This is a genomic window from Acidimicrobiales bacterium (assembly GCA_035536915.1).
In the GTDB taxonomy this organism is placed as follows: Bacteria; Actinomycetota; Acidimicrobiia; order Acidimicrobiales; family JAHWLA01; genus JAHWLA01.
Window position 1 is genome coordinate 19516 of the sequence record DATLNE010000027.1, and the last position, 9145, is coordinate 28660.

General features: G+C 69.9%; 9 protein-coding genes. 4 read left to right on the top strand and 5 right to left on the bottom strand.

The genetic code is table 11. The features are described from left to right. The first annotated feature begins 37 nt into the window (after positions 1 to 37). Both VM938_06785 and VM938_06790 read left to right on the top strand, forming a co-directional pair. Positions 38 to 706 (top strand): hypothetical protein, encoded by a 669-nt coding sequence (locus tag VM938_06785; GenBank protein ID HVF74737.1) that lies wholly within the window; start codon positions 38 to 40, stop codon positions 704 to 706. Between the two features lie 23 nt (positions 707 to 729). Next, positions 730 to 1974 (top strand): MFS transporter, encoded by a 1245-nt coding sequence (locus VM938_06790; GenBank protein ID HVF74738.1) that lies wholly within the window; start codon positions 730 to 732, stop codon positions 1972 to 1974. Here the strand turns inward: VM938_06790 and VM938_06795 are convergent. The 3 genes from VM938_06795 to VM938_06805 form a co-directional block, all read right to left on the bottom strand. Further along, a complete protein-coding gene (locus tag VM938_06795) occupies positions 1959 to 4418 on the bottom strand; it encodes an EAL domain-containing protein (protein ID HVF74739.1) in 2460 nt (819 codons plus the stop codon). The genes VM938_06790 and VM938_06795 overlap by 16 nt on opposite strands. 496 nt (positions 4419 to 4914) lie before the next feature. Continuing rightward, on the bottom strand, positions 4915 to 5685 hold the full coding sequence (locus VM938_06800; protein ID HVF74740.1) for an SDR family oxidoreductase: 771 nt from the start codon (positions 5683 to 5685) through the stop codon (positions 4915 to 4917). 10 nt (positions 5686 to 5695) lie between these two features. After that, positions 5696 to 6718 (bottom strand): GNAT family N-acetyltransferase, encoded by a 1023-nt coding sequence (locus VM938_06805; GenBank protein HVF74741.1) that lies wholly within the window; start codon positions 6716 to 6718, stop codon positions 5696 to 5698. On the opposite strand from VM938_06805, the gene VM938_06810 reads away from it, so the two are divergent. After that, a complete protein-coding gene (locus VM938_06810; protein ID HVF74742.1) occupies positions 6717 to 7136 on the top strand; it encodes a DUF2795 domain-containing protein in 420 nt (139 codons plus the stop codon). The genes VM938_06805 and VM938_06810 overlap by 2 nt on opposite strands. Positions 7137 to 7138: 2 nt before the next feature. Next, on the top strand, positions 7139 to 7807 hold the full coding sequence (locus tag VM938_06815) for a hypothetical protein (protein ID HVF74743.1): 669 nt from the start codon (positions 7139 to 7141) through the stop codon (positions 7805 to 7807). A 201-nt stretch (positions 7808 to 8008) separates the two neighbouring features. On the opposite strand, the gene atpC is transcribed toward VM938_06815, so the two are convergent. Next, positions 8009 to 8401: an ATP synthase F1 subunit epsilon gene (gene atpC / locus VM938_06820; protein ID HVF74744.1), complete on the bottom strand. Its 393-nt coding sequence runs from the start codon at positions 8399 to 8401 to the stop codon at positions 8009 to 8011. Further along, a partial coding sequence (locus VM938_06825; GenBank protein HVF74745.1) for a F0F1 ATP synthase subunit beta occupies positions 8401 to 9145 on the bottom strand: 745 nt, incomplete at its 5' end. The genes atpC and VM938_06825, both read right to left, overlap by 1 nt.

Here is a 9145-nt window from a genome sequence, read left to right on the forward strand (position 1 = left end):
CCCCCGGGCGACGGACCCCGGTCGGTACTGTTGCTCCGTGGACGTTGACCTCGCGGAGATCGAACGGGAACTGAGTCGCATACCCGAGGTGACCGCCGTGCGACTGGTCACCGACCAGTTCGACCGGCCCGTCGAGGTACACGTGCTGGCCACGCCCGCCAAGCACCCCAAGCAGTTGGTGCGCGACATCCAGTCGGTGGCCAAGGTCAGCTTCGACATGGAACTCGACCATCGGGTCATCTCGGTGGTGCAGCTCGACAACGGGAACCTGCCCGAAGCTCTGCAGAACGGCAGCGGCGCCACCGCCACGGCGATCGACGACGACCGCATCACCGTGTCGACGGTCTCGACGGCACGCAGCGGCCTGCGGGCCACAGCCAAGGTCGGCCTGCGCCGAGGTGACATCGAAGAGATCGGCGAAGCCGAGGGCACGGTCGCCTCCGGCACTATCAACGTGCTCGTGGCCCGGGCCACCCTCGACGCCTTGTCACGGCACGACCCCCGGGCCGGCCGACTCGACGTGGAGGGCGCCGCCCTGCAGAACCTCGGCACCCGCTCGTTCGCCACGGCCAGCATCGTGTTGCTCAACCCGCCCTACGAAGAGGTGCTGCTGGGCTCTGCCCCGGTGCGCTCGGCAGGCCCCGAAGACGCCATCGCTCGCGCCGTGCTGGATGCGACGAATAGGCGTCTCTCGTTCGTCGTCTGACGATCATCTAGATTCCCCTCTTCGTGCGCGGGAGCCTCCGGTCCAACCGCGATTTCGTGCGGTTGTGGATCGGGCAGAGCATCAGTCAGGTAGGCAGCCAGGTCACGCTCTTGGCGTTGCCGCTCATAGCCATCCGCGTGCTGCACGCAGGAGCCTTCGAGCTCGGCGTCCTGGCTGCGGCGGAGACCGCGCCGTTCTTGCTCATCGGCCTGCCGGCGGGCGTGTGGGTCGACCAGTGGCGACGCCGGTCGGTCCTCATCGTGGCCGACATCGGCCGAGCCTTGGTGCTGGCCACCGTGCCCGTCGCCTACGCCTTCGACGCCCTGACGATGGGCCACCTGTTCATGGTGGCGGTGGCCACCGGCGCACTCACCGTGTTCTTCGACGTGGCCTACCAGTCGTACCTACCGACCTTGGTGAGCCCCGACCAGTTGGTCGAAGGCAACTCCCGGCTGGAGCTGAGCCGCTCGGCCGCGCAGGTGGCGGGACCGGGCTTGGCCGGCGTGCTCGTGCAGTTGGTGCGCGGCCCCATGGCCATCGCCGTCGACTCGGTGAGCTTCGGCGTCTCCGCCCTGTTCGTGGCCCGCATCCGTACGCCCGAGCCCAAGCCGAGCGACGGCGGCGAGGCGGGGGCCACCATGGGCAGCCGCATTGCCGAGGGACTGCGCTACGTCCTGCGCCACCCCTTGCTCAGCCGCATCGCCGCCACCACGTCGTTGTTCAACTTCTTCTCGGCCGTGGGCATGGCGGTGTTCCTGCTTTACGCCGTGCGCCGCCTGCGCATCGACCCGGCCGTGGTCGGCGTCATCTTCTCCGTCGGCAGCCTGGGCTTCGTGCTCGGCTCGATGATCGCCGGCCGCACCACCCGGGCCCTCGGCGTCGGCCCCGCCTTGGCCGTCGCGGGCGCCGTGCAGGGCGCGGCGTTCCTCTTGGTGCCACTGGCGCCCGAGCGCGTGGCCGTGGCCTTCTTCGTGGCCGCCTTCATCCTCGAAGCGGTCGCCGCCCCCGTCTACGGCATCACTCAGGTCAGCCTGCGCCAGACGATCACCCCGGCCCGCATGCAGGGGCGCACCAACGCCACCATGCGTTTCCTGGTGTGGGGGGCGTTGCCGTTGGGCTCGATCGTGGGCGGGGTGCTGGGCGACGTCATCGGGCTGCGCTCCACGTTGTGGGTGGCGGCGGTGGGCACCACGCTGTCGGTGCTACCGCTGCTGGGGCGGTCCCTGCTCGGGGTCCGCGCCATGCCCGAGGCTCAGCCCGACGACTGAACCAACACCGACCGCAACGACGGCCCTTCCTGGTCGGCCAGCCATCGGTCGAGCTGCACGATCGGCATGGGGCGGCCGAGGTAGTAGCCCTGGGCGGCGTCGCAGCCGAGGCTGGTGAGCTGGTCCCACGTGGGCCGGTCCTCGACGCCTTCGGCCACCACCCGCAGTCCGAGGTTGCGGGCCAGGTCGATGGTGGAGCGCACGATGACGGCGTCGTCCTGGTCGGCGCTCATGTTCATCACGAACGAGCGGTCGACCTTGACCTCGGCCACCGGCAGCTTCTTGAGGTACGACAGCGACGAGTAGCCGGTGCCGAAGTCGTCGATCGACAAGGTGATGCCGAGGTCGGCCAGGCGGTTGAGCACGCTGATCGAACGCACCGGGTCGGCCATGATGCTGCTCTCGGTGATCTCCAGGGTGAGCGACGTGGGCGACACGCCTGCTTGGCGCAGCACGCTCTCCACCTCGTCGGCCAAGCCGACGTCGAGCAGGGAGCGCACCGACAGGTTGACGGCCACGTTGAGGTGGAGGCCCCGGCGCTGCCAGGCGCCGCACTGGGTGACGGAGGCGGCCAACACCCAACGGGTGAGCGCCCGGATGAGGCCGGTGTGCTCGGCCAAGGGGATGAACTCGTCGGGCGGGATGAACCCGTAGTCGGGGTGGTGCCAACGCAGCAGTGCTTCCACGCCGGTGATGTGGCCACTCTTGAGGTCGGCCTTGGGCTGGTAGTGGACGGTCAACTGGCCCCGCTCGATGGCGTGGCGCAGTTCGGCGGCCAGCATGAGGCGGCGCGGGCTGTACTCGTCGCGATCGGGGTCGTAGACCTCGAAGCCGGTGCGAGATTCCTTGGCCGAGTACATGGCCACGTCGGCCCGCTGCAGCAGGGTGGCGGCGTCGGTGCCGTGGACCGGTGCGAGGGCGACGCCGATGCTGGCGCCGATCTCCAGGTTGAGGTCGCCCACCACGAACGGACGCTCCAGGGCGACCAGCAGTGTCTCGGCTACCGCGGCGGCGCCGATGGGGCCGTCGACCTGGGGCAGCAGGATGGCGAACTCGTCGCCGCCCAGGCGGGCGATCACGGCGTCGTCGTCGAGCAGCTCGGTGAGGCGGCGGCTGATCTGCACCAGGAGGCGGTCGCCGCTCTCGTGGCCCAGGGTGTCGTTGACCTCCTTGAAGCGGTCGAGGTCCATGAGCATGACGGCACCCGCCCGTGTGCCGGTGCACGACGGTGCGGCGTCGTTGACGGCGGCCTGGAACATGGTGCGGTTGGCCAAGCCGGTGAGCGAGTCGTGCAACGACTCCTCGCGCAGCTGCTCGATCAGGCGGCCGTTCTGGAAGGCCACGCTGACGTGGTTGGAGAGGGTGGCGAGGAGCTGGATCTCCTCGGAGCCGAAGGGGGCGCCGTCGTCTTCCCGGTCGGCCACGATGAGCACGCCGACGGTGCGGCCCTCGACCTGGAGGGGGGCGGCCATGACGTGGCGCATGCCGCGGGCGGCCAGGGCAGCGGCCAGGGCGTCGTCGGCCCCTTCGATCGAGGTGGAGAACGGCCGGCCCTCGCCCAGGACCCGCATCTCCAAGCGGTGGGCGTCGTCGTCGGCGGGCTCGTCGACCCGGGTGACCACGGGTGTGCCCGAGCCGCTGCGCCCGATGGTGCAGCGGATGAGCGTGCCGTCGTCTTCGAGGAGGGCGAGCTCCACCTGCTCGACGCGCAACGACTGGCGCACCTGCGCCAGCGTCGTCTGCACCACTGCGTCGACATCGAGGGCTCCCCCGACGTGCTCGGTGAACCCGTAGAGCACTTCGAGCCTTCGGTAGGCCTGTCTCAAGCCCTGGAAGGCACCGAACACCGACCGAGCCACCACCAACGGCGTCACGAGCACGATGACCACGACGACCCCGAGCTGGTCGTAGAGCTGGCCGATGAGGATGCCGAGCAGGCCGAAGGCGAGGTAGTTGGGCAGCGTCGGCGCCATGTCGGCCCACACCGCCCGCAAGGGGGCGCCGGTGTCGGCCGCGGTGGCAGGCACGATCAACACGACGTTGAGGGCGGCGAACACGACACCGGCCACGGTGTAGGCGATGAGATCGCTGACCCCGTGGGAGGCGAGCACGTTGCTGGCGTATGCGGCGCCTGCGGCGGCGATGGCGTACTGGCCGCAGTTGTAGACGACGACGCGATAGCGCTTGCGCCGGATCAGGCCGAAGGCAAACCCACCGCAGCACCCGACGAGCGCGGCGCCGAGCACGGCCCCTTCGTGGCGGAAGGCGGCGATGGAAGCCATAACGACCATGAAACTTGGGCTGACCCGCGCCTTGGTGGGCAGGAGGACCGCAGCGTTCTCGGCCCACACCAGGAGCGACCCGAAAAGGGCGAGGGCGACAAGATCGGGCGACGAGGACGAGGCGAGCGCCGCAGCGCCGACGACCCCGAGTGCCGTGAGCACGCACGCGCCTTCGAGCCAACGCAGTCGGCTCGGGTGTGCGACGCCTTGCTCCATGGTGCCTCGTCCGGGGGTCGGGGGGTGGTCGTCAGCAACCGAGATAAGGAGAGGCGGCAGTGGCCCTCTCGACCGAAGAACGGATGAGTGTCTGTTAGCCACGGCTGAAGCCAGCACCACCAGCGAGCAGCACGGCCATCAGGCCGGCGGCGATCGAGGCGAAGCGAACGACGATCTTGTTCTTCATGAAGAGCACCCCCTTTCGCGTTTTAAGGTTCGCCTCGCGTCCGCTAGTGACGAGACAGCTATCCGCTTCGCTCGAGTGGGTTTCGGCAAGGAAGGCCCCTGCCGTCTCTCCTCATCTCAGTTGTCAATGTGCACGCCCACCATGCCCCCCGAGAGACCAAGGCAGCTCGGGGAGCCGGCTCGGACCGCCGTCGCAGGGCGGGACCTCTACCTCTATCGGTTGTGCGACGCCTTTAGTTGAGGAGATTGGACCGATTTACAACCGGTTGGCAATGGCCCCGGCGGTGCGGCGGACGGCTGCTCGGGGCAGCAGGTGGGAAAGGCCGGCCACCAGCTTGGTCGAGAGGCCGGGAAAACAGACGGCCTGGCCGCGCTCCAGCGCCTTCAGGGCCGCCTCGACGACCTCCTCGGGCGTGCTCCAGGCCATCGACGGCACCCGCGTGGAGTCGACGCCGTTGCGCTCGTGGAACTCGGTACGGGTGAAACCGGGACACAACGCGACAATGTTCACCGCGGAACCCCGCAACTCCTCGTGCAGGGACTCGGTGAAGTTGGTGACATAGGCCTTGGTGGCGACGTACACGGCGAACCGGGGCCCCGGTTGCAACGACCCGAACGACGACACGTTGACGATGCCGCCTGCCCTGCGGGCCACCATGGCGGGCAGGACAGCCCTGGTCAGGCGGGTCAAGGCCAGGACGTTGAGCCGGATCTCGCTCTCGACGGCGTCGACGTCGTAGCTGACGAACGGTGTCTGGGCACCGAAGCCGGCGTTGTTCACGAGCAGGTCGATCGCCGGATCGCACACGAGGCGCTCCTCGACCGTGGCCAGCTGCGCAGCGTCGCACAGGTCGGCGGGCAGCACTTCGACGGCGGTCCCGTGGGCACCCTGCAACTCCTCGGCCAACTGGTCGAGGCGCTGCTTGTCGCGAGCCACAGCGACGATGTCGTACCCCCGGGCAGCCAGCGTCCTTGCGAACGTCCGGCCGATGCCGCTCGAAGCTCCCGTTACCAGAGCATTCGGCATAGCGGAAACGCTACTCCTGATCGCCGCGATCCCGGCGCAACTGCACGAATTCGACCCCCCGGCGGTACTCGGGCAGTCGCAGCTCCTCCACCCACCCCCGCTCCCGGTAGAAGCGCTCAGCAGTGTCGGTGCGCACCCGCAACGTGTCGCAGCCCCGCTCGGCCGCCCACGATTCGAAGGCGGCCAGCAGGTGCGACCCGATCCCCTCGTTGCGCACCCCGGCCTCGACGATCAGGTCGTGCAGGTAGGCCACGGCCGCAGCGGGCTCGGCCCAGCCGACGGCCACGCCCACCACCTGGCCGTCCCGGCGGCCGGTGACGGCCACGGGAATGCGGCCAGGTCCGACGTCGTCGTGCAGGCGGCGCCACTCGTCCTCGGCGAATGCGGCCGCCGGCGGGTCGAGCCGCTCGGAGAACGACAGTTCCAGCGGCAGCCCGCCCCGTCCCACCACGGCGGGGGCGGCGAAGACGGCATCGGCGACCGGCTGCCATGTGCGCCCCTCGCCTTCCTCCAGCAGGTGCACCCGGTCGAAGGCGACCTCTAAGCAGTAGTCGGCCAGAGCGGCGGCGGCGGGAGCGATGCGCTCGACGGCGAGGTCGTCGGCCAGCGTCACATGGGGCACGAACGGCCACGTCAACGAACGGGCCAGCGGCTCCACGAACACCCGGTCACGCAAGGCGTGCAGGTCACCCAGGTCGCCGTCGACGGCCAGGTAGACGACGGGGTTGACCGGGTGGAAGGTGGCCGCCGGCCCCAGCGACAGACGGAAGGGGCGGGTGGCTGCGGCGGCGGCCCGCAGGCGGGTGAAGGCGTCGTCGAGGCGGTCGTGGCGCACGTTCACGGGTGGCACGAGGGTGACGTGCGGGGGGATGCGGGCGAGCGCACCGTCGCCCAAGGCGCGCCGCAGCCCGTTCACCTCGGTGGCGACGGGCTCGGGCAGGAGGAGGGCGACGCCCAGTCGGGCCTTGGGCACGGCCACGACGATGGCACAACGGGCGTGGCCGGCTCGGGCTTGGGGAAGGAAGCCCGGCATGGAGCGGACGACCGACAAGCACAGCGCCCGAGTGGACGACGCCATGGAGCACGAGGTGCAGTCCCTGGTCGACGGCCGAGGAGGCGAGTCACGGTCCCAGGAGTCGCGGATGGCCGAGCCGGTGGCCGAAGGCGAGGTGGAGATCAACCCCGGGGCCCGTCACGACGACCACGACGACCAGGGCATCGGCGTGTCACGGGTGACAGCCGACGACCGGGCCGACCTGGCCCGGTTCGTGGCCTCGGCCCATTGGCCCGCTACCCGCGAAGACCTGCTCGAAGCGGCCGACGGCGACCATGCCACCGACCGGATCATGGAGACGCTCGGTCGGCTCCCCCACGGCTCCGAGGCCTACGAAAACCTCCAAGCCGTGTGGAAGGCGCTCGGCGGCGAGGTCGAGGACGGGCACACCCACTAGCCATGCCTGCCACCGGCAACGTCCAGGGCATGGTGGCGCAGCGCCAAGCGCTGTCGCGGTGGCTGCGCGACCTGCCCGCCGACGGGTGGAACGACACCGTGCGCGCCGTCGTCGAGCGGGTGTGCACGCGCTACCTGCGGGCGCTCGACCGCGACGACACCGTCAGCGTGCCCGACGATCGCGCCGCGGCCGCCGACATGCTCGACCGTGTCGGCCAAGGCACGGAGATGACGTTCGCCGACCGGGCCGACGACCGCTGGGAGCTCTCCCGCGACGAGTTCAGGGCCGAGGGCGGCACCACAGAGATGAACATCGACGACGTGATCGCCTCGTTGCACATCGCCGCCGTGGAACTGGGCCGGTTGACCGGCCGGCCCGTGGCGATCCCGCCCGAGGCCCGCGAAGCGGCGGTGGCGGCGGTCGTGTGGCGGGCGTCCGACAAGGTGGAAGCGCCGGTGCGCATCGTGCTCGACACCGGCACCGACTACATGGTCGGGCCGGGCACGCCGGCAGGGGTGCTGGAGACCGACTCCGAGGCCGTGCTGGAGGTGGCAGGCGGCGTGTCGGAACCGAGTGAACTGGCGGCCGCAGGCCGGTGGCGGTTCGAAGGACCGGACGACGCGCGGGAGGCCTTCGAGCGCACCTTCCGCATCGACTACGGCGGCGACTGAAGTCCGTCCCGAGTACATAGCCGGCGATTTTCGCCGGCTATGTACTCGGGACAAAAGGCGGCCCGGCGGCGCAGCCGGGGGGATGGCCGCGCGCGCCGGACCACGTCGGGGTGGAGTCCCCCTCGGACGAAGAACGTCCCAGCCACCAAAAACTGACGGTCCCGTGTGCAACAACTGTGCACACGCACAACAAACAGGTTACTAGGCCGCGCCTACTGCCTGCAGCCGGATCGACGCCCGCCGCAACGCGGCTTCTGCTTCGGCGTCGTCGCCGGCGGCCGCCCGCCGCTGGGCCTCGGCTTGGGCTCGACGGGCCCGCTCCACATCGATCTGCGAGGCCAACTCGGCCACGTCGGACAGGATCGTCACCCGGTCGTTCTTGACCTCGACGAACCCGCCGTGCACGGCGGCCACTTCCTCGCCTGCGCCCGCCTCGGGGAGGATGCGCACCACGCCGATGCCCAGCGCGCCCACGAACGGGGCATGGCCGGTCATAAAGGCGATGTCGCCGCCCGCGGTGCGGGCGATGACGGTGCGCGCTTCCCCGCTGAAGAGGATGCGCTCGGGCGAGACGAGCTCGACCTTGAGCGTCACTACGCCTCCTGCAGCTTCTTGGCCTTGGCCATGAGGTCGTCGACGCCGCCCACGGCCACGAAGGCCTGCTCGGGAACGTCGTCGAACTCGCCCTGCGCCAGCTTCTCGAAGGCCTCGACCGTCTCGGTCACCGGCACGTTGGTGCCGGGGATGCCGGTGAACGGCTCGCCCGCGTACATGGGCTGGCCCAGGAACTTCTCGATCTTGCGGGCCCGGCCCACCAGGACCTTGTCCTCTTCGGCCAGTTCGTCGATGCCGAGGATGGCGATGATGTCCTGGAGCTCGCGGTAGCGCTGGAGGATCCGGATGGTCTCCCGGGCCACGTTGTAGTGGCGCTCGCCCACCACGTCGGGCTGCAGGATGCGCGAGGTCGACGCCAGCGGGTCGACCGCCGGGAAGATGCCCTTGGCGAAGACGTCACGGCTCAGGTTGGTGGTGGCGTCCAGGTGGGTGAAGGTGGTGAACGGCGCCGGGTCGGTGTAGTCGTCGGCGGGCACGTACACGGCCTGCACCGAGGTGATCGACCGGCCCTTGGTGGAGGTGATGCGCTCCTGCAGTTCGCCCATCTCGTCGGCCAGGGTGGGCTGGTAGCCCACGGCCGACGGCATGCGGCCCAACAGGGTCGACACCTCGGAACCCGCCTGCACGAACCGGAAGATGTTGTCGATGAACAACAGCACGTCCTGGTTCTGCACGTCGCGGAAGTACTCGGCCATGGTCAGGGCCGACAGCGCCACCCGCAGG

Coding starts and splice junctions, on each gene's coding strand:
- VM938_06800 (HVF74740.1), bottom strand. CDS start 5,685: ATGCCGAATGCTCTGGTAACGGGAGCTTCGAGCGGCATCGGCCGGACG.
- VM938_06810 (HVF74742.1), top strand. CDS start 6,717: ATGGAGCGGACGACCGACAAGCACAGCGCCCGAGTGGACGACGCCATG.
- VM938_06805 (HVF74741.1), bottom strand. CDS start 6,718: ATGCCGGGCTTCCTTCCCCAAGCCCGAGCCGGCCACGCCCGTTGTGCC.
- VM938_06815 (HVF74743.1), top strand. CDS start 7,139: ATGCCTGCCACCGGCAACGTCCAGGGCATGGTGGCGCAGCGCCAAGCG.